At 79.7% G+C, this 15,345-nt stretch carries 12 protein-coding genes and 1 pseudogene; 11 read left to right on the plus strand and 2 right to left on the minus strand.

Going from position 1 to position 15,345, the window contains the following annotated elements:
- The first annotated feature begins 25 nt into the window (after positions 1-25).
- The 4 genes and pseudogenes from hrpB to ACRYMN_RS00340 all read left to right on the plus strand — a co-directional run bounded on the left by hrpB (position 26) and on the right by ACRYMN_RS00340 (position 5,146).
- Complete coding sequence (gene hrpB, locus ACRYMN_RS00325) at positions 26-2,527, plus strand: ATP-dependent helicase HrpB (protein ID WP_432490842.1); 2,502 nt, start codon at positions 26-28, stop codon at positions 2,525-2,527.
- Between the two features lie 88 nt (positions 2,528-2,615).
- Complete coding sequence (locus ACRYMN_RS00330; protein ID WP_432490843.1) at positions 2,616-3,695, plus strand: NAD(P)-binding domain-containing protein; 1,080 nt, start codon at positions 2,616-2,618, stop codon at positions 3,693-3,695.
- A 74-nt stretch (positions 3,696-3,769) separates the two neighbouring features.
- A pseudogene (locus tag ACRYMN_RS00335) lies at positions 3,770-4,590 on the plus strand (class I SAM-dependent methyltransferase).
- 52 nt (positions 4,591-4,642) lie between these two features.
- On the plus strand, positions 4,643-5,146 hold the full coding sequence (locus ACRYMN_RS00340) for a glutathione peroxidase (protein WP_432490844.1): 504 nt from the start codon (positions 4,643-4,645) through the stop codon (positions 5,144-5,146).
- Between the two features lie 48 nt (positions 5,147-5,194).
- On the opposite strand, the gene ACRYMN_RS00345 is transcribed toward ACRYMN_RS00340, so the two are convergent.
- Positions 5,195-5,935, minus strand: coding sequence for a SprT-like domain-containing protein (locus ACRYMN_RS00345; protein ID WP_432490845.1), 741 nt, complete (start codon positions 5,933-5,935; stop codon positions 5,195-5,197).
- 72 nt (positions 5,936-6,007) lie between these two features.
- Between ACRYMN_RS00345 and ACRYMN_RS00350 the strand changes: the two genes are divergently transcribed.
- Positions 6,008-7,486, plus strand: coding sequence for a phytoene desaturase family protein (locus ACRYMN_RS00350; RefSeq protein WP_432490846.1), 1,479 nt, complete (start codon positions 6,008-6,010; stop codon positions 7,484-7,486).
- 10 nt (positions 7,487-7,496) lie between these two features.
- On the opposite strand, the gene ACRYMN_RS00355 is transcribed toward ACRYMN_RS00350, so the two are convergent.
- The gene (locus tag ACRYMN_RS00355; protein ID WP_432490847.1) at positions 7,497-8,441 is read right to left on the minus strand and encodes a sugar phosphate isomerase/epimerase family protein; all 945 of its coding nucleotides are present in this window, start codon (positions 8,439-8,441) and stop codon (positions 7,497-7,499) included.
- A 148-nt stretch (positions 8,442-8,589) separates the two neighbouring features.
- On the opposite strand from ACRYMN_RS00355, the gene ACRYMN_RS00360 reads away from it, so the two are divergent.
- Genes ACRYMN_RS00360 through ACRYMN_RS00385 form a run of 6 tightly spaced genes read left to right on the plus strand, consistent with a single transcriptional unit; the run spans position 8,590 to position 15,275 of the window.
- Positions 8,590-9,558 carry an HD domain-containing protein gene (locus tag ACRYMN_RS00360; protein ID WP_432490848.1) on the plus strand — a complete coding sequence of 323 codons (969 nt, stop codon included), beginning with the start codon at positions 8,590-8,592 and terminating at the stop codon, positions 9,556-9,558.
- Positions 9,559-9,608: 50 nt separating this feature from the next.
- Positions 9,609-10,709, plus strand: a complete 1,101-nt coding sequence (locus tag ACRYMN_RS00365) for a Gfo/Idh/MocA family protein (protein WP_432490849.1) — start codon at positions 9,609-9,611, stop codon at positions 10,707-10,709.
- A gap of 3 nt (positions 10,710-10,712) precedes the next feature.
- Positions 10,713-11,648, plus strand: a complete 936-nt coding sequence (locus ACRYMN_RS00370; RefSeq protein WP_432490850.1) for an MBL fold metallo-hydrolase — start codon at positions 10,713-10,715, stop codon at positions 11,646-11,648.
- Positions 11,645-13,222 carry a YcaO-like family protein gene (locus tag ACRYMN_RS00375; RefSeq protein ID WP_432490851.1) on the plus strand — a complete coding sequence of 526 codons (1,578 nt, stop codon included), beginning with the start codon at positions 11,645-11,647 and terminating at the stop codon, positions 13,220-13,222. The genes ACRYMN_RS00370 and ACRYMN_RS00375 overlap by 4 nt, the downstream gene beginning before the upstream one ends.
- Positions 13,219-14,526 carry a glycosyltransferase family 4 protein gene (locus ACRYMN_RS00380; RefSeq protein ID WP_432490852.1) on the plus strand — a complete coding sequence of 436 codons (1,308 nt, stop codon included), beginning with the start codon at positions 13,219-13,221 and terminating at the stop codon, positions 14,524-14,526. The genes ACRYMN_RS00375 and ACRYMN_RS00380 overlap by 4 nt, the downstream gene beginning before the upstream one ends.
- A complete protein-coding gene (locus ACRYMN_RS00385; protein ID WP_432490853.1) occupies positions 14,523-15,275 on the plus strand; it encodes a PIG-L family deacetylase in 753 nt (250 codons plus the stop codon). Before ACRYMN_RS00380 ends, ACRYMN_RS00385 begins: the two co-directional genes overlap by 4 nt.
- Positions 15,276-15,345 lie beyond the last annotated feature (70 nt).

Raw genomic sequence — 15,345 nt, forward strand, 5'->3', positions numbered from 1 at the left:
CGGGCGGCGGCGCAGGACGTCCCCCGTGCTGCCGCCCGGACTGCTCGACGCCCTGCCCGTCGGCGCGGTCGTGCCCGAGCTGCTCGACGCCCTCGACGGGGCCGGCGCCGCGGTCCTGCAGGCGCCGCCGGGCACCGGCAAGACGACGCTGGTCCCGCTGGCGCTGGCCGGCGCCCTTCCCGGGCGGGTGCTGGTGGCCGAGCCGCGCCGGGTGGCCGCCCGCGCCGCCGCCGCCCGGATGGCCGCGCTGCTGGGCGAGGAGGTCGGCGCCACCGTCGGCTACGCGGTGCGCGGGGAGCGCCGCACCGGCCCGGGCACGCGCGTGGAGGTCCTGACCACCGGTCTGCTGCTGCGCCGGCTGCTGGCCGCGGAGGACCTGCCGGGGGTCTCGGCCGTCCTGCTCGACGAGGTCCACGAGCGCCAGCTGGAGCTGGACCTGGCGCTGGCGATGTGCGTGCAGGCGCGCCGCCTGCTGCGCGAGGACCTGCGGCTGGTGGCCGCCTCGGCCACGCTGTCGGCGCCGCGGCTGGCCGCCCTGCTCGGCGACGGGCCGGGCGCCCCGGCCCCGGTGGTGAGCGCGACCGCGCCGGTGCACCCCGTCGAGCTGCGCTGGTGCCCGCCGCCGCGCCCGGTGCGCCCCCCGGAGGGCCTGCGGGTGGACCCGGCGCTGCTGGACCACGTCGCCTCCCTGGTGCGCACCGCCGTCGACGGACTCGACGGCGACGTGCTCGTCTTCCTGCCCGGCGCCGGGGAGGTCGCCGCCGTGCAGCGGCGGCTGGACCTGCCGGGGCTGGACGTGGCCGTGCTCACCGGCTCGCGCACCGCCCGCGAGCAGGACGAGGCGCTGCGCCCGGGCCCGCGCCGGCGGGTGGTGCTGGCCACCGCCGTGGCCGAGTCCAGCCTGACGGTGCCCGGGGTGCGCGTCGTCGTCGACGCGGGCCTGGCCCGGGTGCCGCGCGTGGACCACGCCCGCGGGCTCTCCGGGCTGGACACCGTGCGGGTCTCGCGCGCCGGTGCCGAGCAGCGCGCCGGGCGCGCCGGGCGTGAGGGCCCCGGCACGGTGCTGCGGGCCTGGTCCGCCGCCGAGCACGCCCTGCTGGTCCCCGAGGCGCCCCCGGAGATCGCCACCGGCGACCTGGCCCCCTTCGCGCTGGTGGCCGCGTGCTGGGGCGACGTGGCGGACCTGCCGCTGCTGGACGCCCCGCCGGCCGGTCCGCTGGCCGCCGCCCGCGCGCTGCTGCGGCGGCTGGGCGCCCTGGGCGCCGACGGCAGGGTCACCGCCGCCGGGCGCGCCGCCGCCGCCGTCGGCGCGCACCCGCGCCTGGCCCGCGCCCTGCTCGACGGCGCGCCGCGGGTGGGCGCCGAGCGCGCCGCCGAGGTGGTGGCCCTGCTCTCGGAGGACGTGCGCGGGCGCGACGACGACCTCGTCGCCACCTGGCGCGACGCGCGCGCCGGCCGGCTGCCGGCCGCGCCGCAGTGGCGGCGGGAGGTGCGCCGCCTGCGCGCGGCCCTGCCCGCGGGCGAGACCGCCCCACCCGGGGATCTGCCCGACGACCTGGCCGCCGGGCTGGTGGCCGCCCTGGCCTTCCCCGAGCGCGTGGCCCACCGCCGCGGCGCGAGCTGGGCGTCGGTGGGCGGCACCCGCTACGAGGCGGCGCCGGGCTCGGCGCTGGCCGCCCGGCCGTGGCTGGCGGTCGCCGTCGCCGACCGCGCCCCCGGGCGGGCCTCGGCGCGGGTGCGCGCCGCCGCGCCGCTGGACGCGGACCTGGCCCGCGTCGTCGTCGCCGCCGAGGTGGTCGACGAGGTCGTCTGGCGCGACGGCGACGTCGTGGCCCGGCGCGTGGAGCGGCTGGGGGAGCTGGAGCTGTCCGCGCGGGCGCTGAGCGACCCGCCCGGCGCCGCGGTGGCCGCCGCGGTGGCCGAGGGGCTGCGCCGCGAGGGCCTGCAGGTGCTGCGCTGGAGCGCGGCGGCGCGCTCGCTGCGCCGGCGGGTGGCCTGCTGCCGCGCGGCGCTGGGGGAGCCGTGGCCGGACTGGGGCGACGAGGCGCTGACCGGCGCGCTGGGCGAGTGGCTGGGACCGGAGCTGGCGCGGGTGCGCTCGCGCGCGGACCTGCAGCGCGTGGACGTCGCCGCGGCGCTGCGCCGGGCCCTGCCGTGGCCGGTGGCCGCCCGCCTGGACGAGCTGGCCCCGGAGTCCGTGGAGGTGCCCAGCGGCCGGCGGGTGGCGCTGGACTACGCCGACCCGGCCGCACCGGTGCTCTCGCTGAAGCTGCAGGAGGCCTTCGGCTGGCGCACCTCCCCGCGGGTGGCCGGCGGCCGCGTGCCCGTCGTGGTGCACCTGCTCTCCCCGGCCGGGCGCCCGCTGGCCGTCACCGCCGACCTGGAGTCCTTCTGGCGCGGCGCGTATGCGGCCGTGCGGGCGGAGAACCGCGGCCGCTACCCCAAGCACCCGTGGCCGCAGGACCCGCTGGCCGCCGAGCCGACGGCGCGCACGAGCGCGGCCGCGCGGCGCGAGCGCCCGCGCTGAGGCTCGCCCGCCGCCGCGCGCGGCGGCGCCGCGCCCGCCTACGATCACGGGCTGTGGCGCGGAGGGCGGCGGTGGTCGCGGTGGGCGCGTGGTGAGCCCCGCCCTGACGGCGGTGGACGTCGTCGTGGTCGGCGCCGGGCAGGGCGGGCTGGCCACCGCCCACCACCTGGCCCGCGGCGGCCTGCGGCCCGGGCGCGGCTACGTCGTCCTGGACGCCGAGGACGCCCCCGGCGGCGCGTGGCGGCACCGCTGGCCGACGCTGACGATGCAGCGCGTCAACGGCGTGCACGACCTGCCGGGGCTGTCGATGCGCGAGGCGCTGGGGCCGGTGCCCCCCTCGGCGCCGGCCGCCGAGGTGGTCCCGGCGTACTTCGCCGCCTACGAGGAGCTGCTGGGCCGGCCCGTGCGGCGCCCGGTGCGGGTGCGCGAGGTGCGCGCGGCCGGGCCCCGGCTGCTGGTGGTCACCGACGCGGCCAGCTGGGCCGCGCGCTCCGTCGTCAGCGCCACCGGCACCTGGCGCCGGCCGTTCGTGCCGCACTACCCGGGCGCGGCCTCGTTCCGCGGGCGCCAGCTGCACACCGCCGGCTACCGGGGCCCGCAGGAGTTCACCGGGCAGCACGTCGTGGTCGTCGGCGGCGGCATCTCCGCCGTGCAGCACCTGGAGGAGCTCAGCGGCGTCGCCACCACGACCTGGGTGACGCGCCGGGAGCCGGTGTTCCGCGAACCCGACGCCGACGGCGGCCTGGACCTGCGGGCCCGGCGGGAGGCGGTGGCGCGGGTGGCCGAGCGGGTCGCGGCCGGCCGCCCGCCCGGCAGCGTCGTCTCGGCCACCGGGCTGGTGCTCACCCCGGAGGTGGCGGCGCTGCGCGCGGCGGGGGTGCTGAACCGCCGCCCGCCGTTCGCGCAGGTCCTGGCGCACCGGGTGCGCTGGGCCGACGGCTCCGAGCAGCGCGCCGACGCGATCCTGTGGGCCACCGGCTTCCGGCCCGTGCTGGACCACCTGCGCCCGCTGCACCTGCGCGAGCCCGGCGGCGGGATCCTCGTCGAGGGCACCCGCGCGGTGCGCGAGCCGCGCCTGCACCTGGTGGGCTACGGGCCCTCCGCCTCCACCGTCGGCGCCTCCCGCGCCGCCCGCGAGGCCGTGCGCGAGGTCCTCGCCGGCCGCTGAGGTCCGTCCCACACCCCGAGACGGCCGTCTCAACCTCTGGACGATCCGCCGGTGCGGCCACGAGGCTCGCCCGCGTGACCACCTCCGCGGGACCGCACCCCGACCCCGGGTACGTGCACGGGTACGGCGCCGCCGTGCGCCGCTCGCACGGCCGGCGCACCGTCGCCAACTCCGCCACCCACCTGCTGCCCCGGCTGGCGCCCGGGACCTCCCTGCTCGACGTCGGCTGCGGCGTCGGCACCCTGACCGCCGACCTGGCCGCGCACGTGGCCCCCGGCCGCGTCGTCGGCGTCGACGCCTCCGCCGAGGTCCTCGACGCCGCGCGCGCCGCGGCCGCCGAGCGCGGCGTGCACGTCGAGCTGGCCGTCGCCGACGCGTGCGCGCTGCCCTTCGCCGACGGCGGGTTCGACGTCGTGCACGCCCACCAGGTGCTGCAGCACCTGCCCGACCCCGTCGCCGCCCTGCGCGAGATGCGCCGGGTGTGCCGCCCGGGCGGGACCGTCGCCGTGCGCGAGGCCGACTTCTCCACCGTGAGCTCCCACCCCGCCCCCCGGGGCTGCGCGAGTGGCTGGACGGCTACCGCGCCGCCGCGCGCGCCGCCGGCGGCGGCGAACCCGACGCCGGCTCGCGCCTGCTCGCGTGGGCGCGCGCGGCGGGGTTCTCCGAGGTCGTGCCCTCCGCGTCGGCGTGGGTGTTCGCCACCCCCGCCGACCGCGCCTGGTGGGGCGGCACCTGGGCCGAGCGCACCGAGAACCCACCGCTGTCCGACCGCCTGCGCCGCAACGGGTTCAGCGCGGACGACGTGGCGCGGGCCGCGCGGGCGTGGCGCTCCTGGGCGGCGGAGGAGGACGGCTGGACGTCCATGACGCACGGCGAGCTGCTGTGCCGGCCGTGACGGGCACCGCCCGCCGGGTGCCGCCCGCCCGCGCGGCGGGTACGGTCCGCGGGTGAGCGAGCCCGCCTCCCCCGCCCCCGTGCCGCCCCTGACCGCCCTGGACGGCGGGCCGCTGGACCCCGCCCTCCTGGACGGGCGCGCCGTCCTCGTCGTCAACGTCGCCTCCCGCTGCGGGATGACCCCGCAGTACGAGGCGCTGGAGGCGCTGCACCGGCGGTACTCCGCGCGCGGCTTCTCGGTGCTCGGCGTGCCCTGCAACCAGTTCGCCGGCCAGGAACCGGGCACCGAGCAGGAGATCGCCGAGTACTGCTCGGCCACCTGGGGCACGACGTTCCCGATGACCGCCAAGGCCGAGGTCAACGGCCCCGGCCGGCTGCCGCTGTACGAGCGGCTGACCGCCGCGGCCGACGCCGACGGCCGCGCCGGGGACGTGGAGTGGAACTTCGAGAAGTTCCTGCTCGCCCCCGGCGGCGAGGTCGTCGCCCGGTTCCGCCCGCGCACCACCCCCGACGACCCCGCGCTCGTGGCGGCCGTCGAGGCGCACCTGCCGCGCTAACCGCGGGCGCCGAGACCCCTCCGCGCCCGCCGCGGTCCCGGCCGCCCGTCAGGCGCCCGGCCCGCGCAGCGGCTCGACCGCCGCGAACGGGGCGGTCAGCACGCCCACCGCGGTCTGCACGTGGTAGCGGGTGCGGGCCCGGCGCAGCACCCGGCCGGTCAGCCCCGCGTACCGGCCCGAGCCGCGCAGGCGCACCGCCGCGCCCACCGGCAGCACCGGTGCCGGCCCCGCCCCGCCGCTCGCGCCCCCGCCCGCGACCCCGCCGGGCGCGGGCGCGCCCAGCCGCCCCTCGCGCAGCGCGCGGTGCTCGGCGCGGTAGCGCTCGCCCATCCCCTCGGCGGGGACCTCGCGCCCGTCCAGGTGCCAGGTCAGCACGTGCTCGGGGGAGAAGCCGCGCGCGCACGCCCCGCACGTGACCACCCGCGCCGGGCGCCGGTGGCGCGTGACGGCGTGCCCGGCCGGGCACACCCCGCGCCAGCGCCCCGGCGGCCGCGGCGCCGACGTGGTGCGCGTGGCCGAGCAGCCGATGCACCGCGCGGTCGCCCGCCAGACCGCGTCGTGGCCGTGGCGGGTGCCCACCAGGGCGTGGGCGATCTCGTGCAGGACGGTGTCGCGCACCTCCGCCGGCGGGTGCAGCCGCGTCAGCGGCGCGCTCAGCCCGATCTGGCGGCGGTCCTCGCGGCACACCCCGGCGCGCGTGCGCGCCCGGTCCAGCACCACCGTCCACCCCGTCAGGCCGTGCTCGGCCAGCAGCCGCTCGGCCATCGCCACCGCGTCGCGCACCTCCACGGCGCCATCCTGCCCGCCCGCGCCCCGCGGGCCGCCCGCGCCCCGCGGGCGCGCAGGTGCCAGGGTCGAGCCGTGAACCCCGTCCTGGACGCCGTGGTGGTCGGCGCCGGCCCCAACGGGCTGGCCGCCGCCGTCGTGCTCGCGCGCGCGGGCCTGCGCGTGGAGGTGCTCGAGCGCAACCCCACCGCGGGCGGCGGCGCGCGCACCGCGGAGCTGACGCTGCCCGGCTTCCTGCACGACCTGGGCTCGGCGGTGCACCCGATGGCGCTGGCCTCGCCGTTCTTCCGCGCCTTCGACCTGCCCGCGCACGGCGTGGAGCTGCTGCAGCCGCAGGTCGCCTACGCCCAGCCCCTCGACGGCGGCCGCGCCGCGCTGGCGCTGCGCGACCTCGACGCCACCGCCGCCGGCCTGGGCGCCGACGGGCGCGCCTGGCGCGCCCTGCTGGGCCCGCTGGTGCAGCGCTGGCGCGACGTCGTGGCCCTGGCCCTGGGCGACCTGCGCAGCGCGCCGGCCACCCCCGGTGCACCGGCGGCGGCCGCGCGGCTGGGCGCGGCGGTGCTCGAGCAGGGCGGGCCGGCGTGGGGGGTGCGCTTCCGCACCGAGGAAGCGCCCGCGCTGCTGACCGGGGTGGCCGCGCACGCCCTCGCCCCGCCGCGCGCGCCCGGCCCGGCCGGGGCGGGGCTGCTGCTGGCCACCCTGGCGCACGCGGTGGGCTGGCCGGTGCCGCGCGGCGGCTCGCAGGCGATCTCCGACGCCCTGGTCGCCGAGGTGCGCCGCCTGGGCGGGGCCGTGCGCACCGGCGTGGAGGTCACCGACCTGCGCGAGCTGCCCCCGGCGCGCGCGGTGCTGCTGGACGTGGTGCCGCGCGGGCTGCTGCGCCTGGCCGGGGACCGCCTGCCCGCCGGGTACGCGGCGTGGCTGCGCCGCTGGCGCCACCGCGCCGCGGCGGCCCCGGTGCACTTCGCCCTGGACGGGCCGGTGCCCTGGGCGGCGCCCGGCCTGGAGCGCGCCGGCACCGTGCACGTGGGCGGCACGCGCGCGCAGGTCGTCGCCGCCGAGCGCGAGGTCGCCGCCGGCCGGCACGCCGAGCGCCCCTACGTGCTGCTCTCGCAGCCCTCCGTGCTGGACCCCGGGCGCGCCCCGGACGGCGCCCAGGTGCTGTGGACGTACGCGCACGTGCCGCTGGGCTCCACCGTCGACGTCGGCGACGCGGTGCAGGCGCAGGTGGAGCGCTTCGCCCCCGGCTTCGGCGACCGCGTGCTCGCCCGGCGCACGGTCACGGCGGCGCAGCTGGAGGAGCAGAACCCCAACCTCGTGCGCGGGGACGTCTCCGGCGGCGCCGTCACCCCGTGGCAGCTGCTCTTCCGGCCGGTGCCGCGCTGGGACCCGTACCGGGTGCCGCTGCCGGTGCCCACGTACCTGTGCTCGGCGGCCGCGGCGCCGTCGGCCGGGGTGCACGGCATGGCCGGGGTGCACGCGGCGCGCCGCGCGCTGCGGCACGTCTTCGGGGTGCGCGTCGGCGCGGACGGGCTGTCCGCGCCGGCGCGCTGACGGGCTCCGCTCAGCGCCGCGCGCCGGCCCCCTCGCCGGTGGTCCTGCCGGTGGACTGGCCGGTGCCCGACAGCGCGGGCAGGAACCGCAGCAGGTGCTCGCGGCTGCGCCGGGCGGCCTCGCGGTGCACCGGGTCGTGGTCGTACAGCTCCACGCTGATCCAGCCGTCCAGGCCGCCGGTGCCCAGGGCGTGGCCGACCGCGGCGAAGTCGACGTCGCCGTCGCCGGGCACCAGGTGCGCGTGCACCCGGTCCGCGATGTCCTCCACCTGCAGGTGGCGGGTCACCGGCAGGTGCCGGGCCAGCGAGGCGATCGGGTCGTCCTCGACCACGACGGTGTGCCCGAGGTCCTGGCTCAGCCACAGGTCCCCGCTGCCGGTGCGCTCCAGCAGCCGCGCCACGTCGGCGTTGGTGGCGCAGTGGAACCCCGGCTCGGGCTCGACGGCCAGCACGGTGCTGCCGCGCGGCAGGCCCTGCGCGTCCAGCTCCGCGTGCAGGGCGTCCAGCAGGTCCGCGACGCCCTCGTCGACCCAGCGGTCCGCCTCGGCCGCCGGCGTGCCGGGGCTGCGGGTGCCGGTGGAGAAGACCACCAGCGGCACGCCCAGGCGCACGCCCAGGCGCACCCCGCGGCGCAGCAGGTCCAGGCGCCGCTCGCGCGCGGCGGGGTCGGGGTCGACCATCGCCGGCTCGAAGGCCCGCTCGCCCAGCAGGTGCGGGTCGCCGGTGGCCAGGCTGCACGCGAGCAGCCCGGTGGCGTCCAGCGCGCGCTGCAGGCGCTCGGCGTCCGCGGGCGAGAACGCCCACGGGTCCACGTGCTGGGCGTTCAGGGACAGCTCCACGCCGTCGTAGCCGGCGTCGGCCAGCACGCGCACGGCCTCGTCCAGCGCGACGGAGCGCATGCCGTTGGCGTTGTAGGCCAGGCGCGTCCTCGACGCGCCGGTGGTGGTGGGGGGCACCCGGGGCTCCTCGTCCTGTGGGGGTGGCTGTCCCGCAGCGTCGCAGGAACGCCCGGTGCGCGCGCCCCGGGCGCCGGCGCCCGCGGGCGTGATCGTGCTCACGGGCCTTCGGCGTGCGCGGCGCGGCGCGCGCGGGCAGGGTGGCGCCGTGCCGCACCCGATGCCGAGCGCCGCCGCGGAAGCGCCCGACACCCCCGTCGTGCCCCCGTCCTCGCTGCAGGCGTACCGCGAGCTGGGCGACCTCAAGCGCCTGCGGGACGCGCGCGGGCCCGGCTCCCTGGCCGACCGCGCGTTCGTGCGCTCCTGGCGCGCCGTGCTGGCCGACCCCTCCCCGGCCGCCGTGGAGCGCCTGGCCCGGCGCGAGACCGCGCACGCGCTGGCGGCCGCGCGCCTGGCCGGCGTGGACGCCGGCGTCCTGGCCCTGGCGGGCCTGACCCGCGCGCAGCGCCTGGAGGTGCTGCGGCGCGCCTTCGACGCCGTGACCTCCACCGCCGGGGGCGGCCTGGGCGAGCTCGCCGACCTGCGCGACGCGCTGGAGGTGGAGGCGCCCGACGAGGACGCGCTGCCGCCGGCGCCGCCGTTCGTGCACGCCCTGGTGGCCCAGCCGCGCGCCGGCGCGACGCACCCGGTGCGCCCGCGCGTGGTGGTCGAGCCGCCCGAGAGCCACGGCGACCACTGCTTCGTCACCGCCGCCTACTCGGCCCTGGTGGCCCCGCGCCACGGCGTCGGCCGCGGCGAGGCGTTCCTCGTCGCGCTGGCGCACCACCTGCCCAACGGCGACCTGCCCGACGCGGGCTTCGGCGGGGAGGTGCTGCTGGGCGAGCACTACCTGACGGTCCTGGCGGCGCTGGAGGAGCGCTCCCTGGCGCAGCTGCCCGGCGCGCTCGCGCAGCGCCTGCGCGAGCTGCTGCCGCAGCGCGAGGGCACCGGCACGCCGATCGGCCGGGTGTTCAACACCGCCGACGTGCTCGACCGCGTCCTGCAGGTGCACCACCACGCCCGCGCCGCCGGCTTCACCGCCGCGCAGGCGCTGGACGACCTCGACATCGTCCACCCCGGACCCGTGCAGGAGTTCCAGCTCGGCGTCCTCGCCGCCGCCGGCATCCCCGTGCGCTGAACCGCCCCGGCCCGCACGCCGCGGGCCCCTCCCCGAGACGACGGAGAACCGTGACGAACGACGCACGAGACGACGGCGACGACGCCACCGGCGCGAGCGGCACCACCGGGTGGGTGGTCGCCGGTGCCGGCTGGGTGGCGCGCGACCACATGGCGCCCGCGCTGGCCGCCTCGCGGACCAGCCGCGTGGTCGCCGTGGTGGACCGCGACCTCGCCGCCGCGCGCGCCCTGGCGCAGCGCTTCCCCGGCGCGGTGGCCCACGACGACCTCGACGCCGCGTTCCGCACCCCCGGCGCGCAGGTGGCCTACGTCGCCACCCCCAACCACGCCCACCGCGAGGTGGCCGCCGCGGCGGCCGGCGCGGGCCTGGCCGTGCTGTGCGAGAAGCCCCTGGCGGCCTCGCTGGACGACGCCGCCGCGCTCGTGGCCGCCTGCGAGCGCGCCGGGGTGCTGGCCGCCACCGCGTTCGACCAGCGCTTCCACCCCGCGCACCGGCGCGCCGCCGAGCTCGTCGCGGACGGCGCGCTGGGCACCGTGACGAACGTGCGCATCGTCTACGGCTGCTGGCTGCCGCCGGGGTGGGCGCCGCCGGGCAGCACCACCGGCGACAACTGGCGGGTGGACCCGGTGCGCGCCGGCGGCGGCGCGTACGTCGACCTCGCCCCGCACGGCCTGGACCTGGTCGGCGCGCTGCTCGGCGAGGACGTCGAGCGCGCCACCACCCTCCTGCAGCACCGGGTGCACGACTACGCCGTCGACGACGGTTCCGTCCTCGTCGGCAGCACCGGCTCCGGCGTGCTCGTCAGCATCGCGAACTCCTTCAACACCGTGGAGACCCTGCCGCGGCGGCGCCTGGAACTGGTGGGCACCCGCGCCCAGCTCGTGGCCACGGACACCATGGGCCAGACCGCCGGCGGTGCGCTGGAGCTGATCGACGCCACCACGGGGGAGTCCTCGCCCGTGGCGTTCGACACGGCCACCTCGCCGTTCGCCGCGCAGGTGCGCGCCGTCGAGGAGGCCCTGGCCGACCCGGCCGGCTGGCCGTACCCGCTCGCGCGCGACCTGCGCCTGCTGCACCTGCTGCACGACGCCCTCGGTGCCGGGGTCCCCGGCTCCCGCCCCGACCCCGCCCTCACCGCGCAGGAGGCCTGAGAGATGACCGGCCCCGACGACTCCCACGAGCTGCGCGGCGTGCGCGCCGGCGAGCTCGCCCCGCTGCCCACCCGCGCGCACCGCAGCCACCAGGCGTACTCCTGCACGAACTGCGGGCACTGGCAGCGCTGGTTCGCGCGCACCCCGCCGCCGCTGTGCCCGGTGTGCGCGGACGTGCGCAACGAGCTGCCCGAGGAGGGTTTCTCCTTCCGCACCGCGCCGGAGGTCGACGCCCTGGTGCGCACCTCCTGGCGCGAGGCGGTGCCCGGCGTCACCGAGTTCTGGTGCGACCCCGTCGTGGGGCTGGGCTCGCACGGGTGGGTGCTGCAGACCCCCGGCGGGCTGTTGGGTTTCGAGGCCGCGCCCTGGTACTCCGCCGACGCGCTGGCCGAGCTGCGCCGCCGCGGGGGCCTGGCCGTGCTGGCCTCCAGCCACGTGCACGGCTTCGGCGGGCTGTGGCAGCTGCAGGACGAGCTGGACCCGCCCGTCGTGGCCGTCGGCGTCGAGGACCTGGTGTGGACCAAGGCGTTCCGCGTCACGTACCCGGCCGACGAGCACCTGGAGCTGGCCCCCGGCATCGCGATGCACCGCACCGGCGGGCACTTCCCCGGGCACGGCGTGCTGCACGACGCCGGCCGCGGGCTGCTCTTCTGCGGCGACTCGCTGAAGATCGACCTGAACCCCGACGGCAGCGCCGCCGCCCTCAGCGCCCACAAGGCGTTCCACGCGCAGATCCCGCTCTCGCGCGCGGAGCTGCGGCGCACGCGCGAGGTCCTGGGTTCCCTGGAGTTCGAGACGGTCTTCAGCCCGTTCGAGTTCGCCACCGGCGTCACGACCCGGCACGTGGTGGCCCTGGTGGACCACATGCTCGCGAACCCGCCGTCGGCGGCGCCGGTGCCGATGGACGTGCTCGCCCCGGCCGCGGCGGTGCTCGCGTGAGCGCCGCCACCTCCCACCCGCTCGTCGTCGAGCACCCCGTCGACGCCGCGGCCGAGCACCCCGCCACCGCCAGGTTCCGCGACGTGCTGGGGCGGCGGGACCGCTACGAGTTCCCCACGTACCTGCTCGACACCGTCGGCGTGCCGTCGTGGTGGACGATCGCCGCCGTGGGGAGCGGGGGTTCTCCGGCCGCCGGGCACGGCTACGGCGCCACCGACGCCGACGCGCGCCGCTCCAGCTGGGGCGAGTCCGCCGAGCTGGGCCTGCTGCGCGAGGCGGTCGCCGCCCTGGAGCACCGCCGCGGCACGCGCGCCGAGCTGGTCGACGAGTTCGGCGCCGACGCCGTGCTGGACCCGCCGGTGCTGTGCCTGGACGCCGGTGCGCCCTGGTCGCCGGGAGCGGTGCTGAACTGGCTGCCCCTGCAGCGCTGGGGCACCGGCGAGCGCGTGTGGGCACCGGCCGACGTGGTGCTGCGCGACGCCGACGAGCTGCCGCCCGGGATGGTCGACGACCTGCCGCACCTGGTGACGCGCCACGGCAACGGCCTGGGCGCCGGCGACACCCTGCACCGCGCCCTCGCCCACGGTATCGGCGAGCTGCTCCAGCGCGACGGCAACGGCACCCGCTTCCGGGCGATGGACACCGGCGTCGTGATCGGCCTCGGCCCCGGCGACGAGCAGGTGCGCGACGGCGCCACCCGCGAGGCGCTGGCGAGGTTGCGCGGGCAGGGCGTGCGCGTGGTGCCCAAGCTCGCCAACGACCGGTGGGGGATCGTCAACGTCACCGTCGTCGGCGCCGACGACGACCCCCTGCAGCCGGTGGTGGTCACCGCCGCCGGCGAGGCCGCGCACCCCGACCGCGAGGTCGCGCTGCGCAAGGCGGTGCTGGAGTTCGCCGCCGCCCGCTCGCGCAAGGCGTTCACCCACGGCTCGCTGGAGGCCGTGGCGGCCATCAGCCCGCCCGGCTACCTGGAGCGCTACGCCGCCGACCCGGCCGGGCAGGAGGAGCGGGCGCTGCGCGGGATGCTGCGCTGGCTGGCCATGGAAGCCGGGCAGCTGCGCGCCCTGCTCGAGCCCGTCGTGCTCGCCGAGCGCTCCCGCGTGCGCTTCGACTCCCTGCCCACCTGGTCCGCGCCCGCCGGTGCCGACGAGCAGGAGGCGCTGGCCGAGCACCTGGTGGCCCTGCTGCGCGAGCAGGGCTTCGACGTGCTGCTGCTCGACTGCTCCCGGCCCGGCTCGGGGGTGTCCGTCGCACGCGTCGTCGTGCCCGGCCTGGAGGTGGAGACCATGAGCTACGGCCGCGTCGGCGAGCGCGGGGTGGCCGACCTGCTGGCCCGCGGCGACGGGCGCACCGGCCTGCACGGCCTCGTCGGCCTGGGCGCGCCGGGCGAGCCCGGCGTGCCGGCGACCGCCGCGCCCGTGCACCTGAGCGACGCCGCCCGCGAGCGCCTGGGCGGGCCGGCCTGGCTGGACCGCGCCGCGGTCGACCGCGTGCTCGGCGAGCTGTACCCGCTGTACCGCGAGCCGGCCCTGCACGCCGCCGCCGTCGCCCGTGCGCGGGGGTGGGGGGCGTGAGGGTCTGCTTCGTCAGCCGCCGCTACTGGCCGGCGGTCTCGGGCATGAGCGTGTACGCCGAGAAGCTCCTGGCGGAGCTGACCGCGCGCGGGCACGAGGTGGTCCTCGTCTCGCAGTTCCGCGGCGACCCCGCCGGCAGCGCCGTCTACGGCGGCGGCCCGCCGCCGGCCGACCGCGTGCCCGCCGGGGTGCGCGCGGTCGGGCTGGAGGCGCTGGGCGAGCAGCGCGTCGCCGAGGGCCTGCCCGCCGACTTCGCCGCCGACGTCGCCGCGATGCGCGAGGCGGTGCTGCGCCTGCACGCCGAGCAGCCCTTCGACCTGCTGCACGCCCAGTACGCCTGGCCCACCGGCGAGGCGGTGCTGCAGGCGTCCGCGCTGCTGGGCCTGCCGTCGGTGGTCAGCGTGCAGGGCGGCGACGGGCACTGGGTGGGCCTGTGCTGCCCGGAGCACTCCGCGGCCATCCGCACCGTGCTGGACCGCGCCGGCGCCGTGCTCATCGGCTCGCGCTCCTTCGCCGACGAGGTGGTCGAGCACCACGGCACCGACCCGGCGCGCTTCACCCTGGTCGGCGGCGCCACCGACACCGCGGCCTTCGCCCCCGCCGACGAGACCGCCGTCGGCGCCCTGCCGCTCGAGCGCCCGGTCACGCTGCTCTTCCACGGCAGGGTGGACCGGCGCAAGGGCGTGCTGGACCTGCTGCACGCCCTGGCCGCGCTGCGCGCGGAGGGCCGCGACGTGCGCCTGCTCGTCTCCGGCATCGGCCCGGACGTCACCGCGGTGGCCGAGCTGGTCGCCGAGCTGGGCCTGGGCGGGGCCGTGGAGCAGCGCGGCCACGTGCCCCACGAGCAGGCGCCCTCGGTGTACCGCGAGGGCGACGTCTTCGTCTCCCCGACGCAGTCGGAGGGCTTCTCCAACACCATCCTGGAGGCGATGGCCGCCGGGCTGCCGGTGGTGACCACCCGCACCGTCGGCGTCGTGGACTGCGTGCGCGACGGCGAGAACGGCCTGCTGCACGACGTCGGCGACGTCGCGGGCCTGACCGCCGCGCTGCGCCGCCTGCTGGAGGACCCCGGCCTGGGCCCGAAGCTGGCGCAGCAGGCGCTGGGCGAGGTGCGCGCGGTGTGGTCCTGGCCGGCGCTGACCGCGCGCGTGGAGGCCGTGTACGAGCGCCTGGCCGGCACCGCCCCGGACACCTCGTGGACGGCGCTGCCCGCCGGGGCCCGGCACACCAGCGCCGGGCGCGGTCTGGAGCCGGCCGAGCCGGCCGGGGGGTGCCGCTTCCTGCGCGCCCCGCACCTGCTGTGAGCGCCGCACCCGCCGCGGGCGCCGGAGCGCGCGTCCTGGCGGTCTCCCCGCACCTGGACGACGCCGCCTTCTCCGCCGGGGCGCTGCTGGCCGGGCTGGCCGCGGCCGGCGCGGACGTGCGGGTGGTCACCGTCTACACCGCGAGCGTGCCGCACCCCGGCGGGTTCGCGCTGGCCTGCCAGACCGACAAGGGCCTGGCGCCGGAGGTGGACTACATGGCGCTGCGCCGCGCCGAGGACGACGCCGCGCTGGCCGCCCTCGGCGTGCGCGGGCGGCACCTGCCGCTGCGCGAGGCCCCGCACCGCGGCTACGGCAGCGCCGCGGCCCTCTTCGGCCCCGTCGTCGCCGGCGACGAGGACCAGCCGCGGCGGGTGCGCGAGGCGCTCGCCCCCGTCCTGGACGAGGCGCCCGGCGGCGCGGTGGACCTGCTGCTGGGCCCGCAGGCCCTCGGCGACCACGTCGACCACCGGCACGTGCGCGACGCCGTGCTCGACCTGGCGCGCGAGCGCGCCCTGCCGTGCTCGCTGTGGGCGGACACCCCGTACGTGCTGCGCCCGGGCGCGGCGGCCCCCGCCGGGTCGCCGTGGTGGCCGCAGGAGGCCGAGCTGGACGCCAAGGTCGCCGCCTGCGCCGCCTACGCCACCCAGCTGGGCTTCCAGTTCGACGGCGAGGCGGCCATGGACCGGGCGCTGCGCGCGCTGCCGGAGACCTTCGACCCGCCCCTGCCGGTGGGCGCCCGCCGGCGCTGACGGGAACGGGACGGGTCCTGGCGGCACCCTGCCGCGGGGGCCGGCGCCGGGCCCGCGCCGGCCCCCGGCC

Origin of the sequence: Kineococcus gypseus (genome assembly GCF_050871305.1) — a bacterium.
Lineage (GTDB): Bacteria > Actinomycetota > Actinomycetes > Actinomycetales > Kineococcaceae > Kineococcus > Kineococcus gypseus.

What these genes read in the sequence shown, in the direction of transcription:
- ACRYMN_RS00370 (WP_432490850.1), top strand. Translation starts at nt 10,713, where the DNA reads ATGACCGGCCCCGACGACTCCCACGAGCTGCGCGGCGTGCGCGCCGGC.